An 808-nucleotide genomic window follows, 5' to 3' on the forward strand; every position below is an offset into this window, starting at 1 on the left:
GGTTTCTGAATCCATGGGCAACCATGATTCGAAGATCGTGGACGCAGGCAGCGTCGATTGAGGAGACGCTTGCGTTGTGGGCGGCGTCGCTTCGGGAGATCAAGAAGCGGATACGTCCGTTGTTCAGGCAAGAACGTGTTGCGAGGAATGCGGGCCTGTTCCTGGAAGGCCTTCTCGGAGATGAGCAACGCAAGACCGGTTGGATGCGCGCCGAGGCGGCTGGCGATCCCGGCCCATGGCGTCAGCAGGCGATCCTGGGCCGCATGGATTGGGATGCGGATGCCCTGCGCGATATCGTGCGTGACTATGTCGTCGAGCATTTGGCGGATGACGATGCGGTGCTCGTGATCGATGAGACCGGTTTTCTCAAGCAGGGCAAAGCGTCGTGCGGCGTGGCGCGGCAATACACTGGTTCCGCAGGCAAGGTCACGAACTGCCAGATCGGGGTCTTCGTTGCCTACGTTTCGCGCCACGGTCATGCGTTCATCGACCGTACGCTGTATCTTCCGAAGGAATGGACCGACGATCCGGATCGCCTGGAAGCCGCATATGTGCCTGCCGACGTCGGCTTTGCGACCAAACCGAAGCTCGCGACGAGAATGATCGCAGGCGCAATAGCCGCGTCTGTGCCATTCAAGTGGGTTGCTGGTGACACCGTCTATGGTGTTGGCGATATCGAACAGCAACTGCGCCGGGCCGGCAAAGGCTACGTGCTCGGGGTCAGCAGCGCTCATGTGTTTCGATCCTGGGGCAAGCGACCGCCGGTCTCCGGTACGGCCGCAGACATCGCCCGGACGCGGCGCTCATC

The 808-nt window shown here is 61.4% G+C and carries 1 protein-coding gene; it reads left to right on the forward strand.

Going from position 1 to position 808, the window contains the following annotated elements:
• Positions 1-23 precede the first annotated feature (23 nt).
• Positions 24-808: IS701 family transposase (locus tag ACZYOF_RS44050; RefSeq protein ID WP_463719629.1), on the forward strand; the 785-nt coding region annotated here is incomplete at its 3' end.

This window comes from Bradyrhizobium sp. LeoA1Lang (assembly GCF_055413685.1).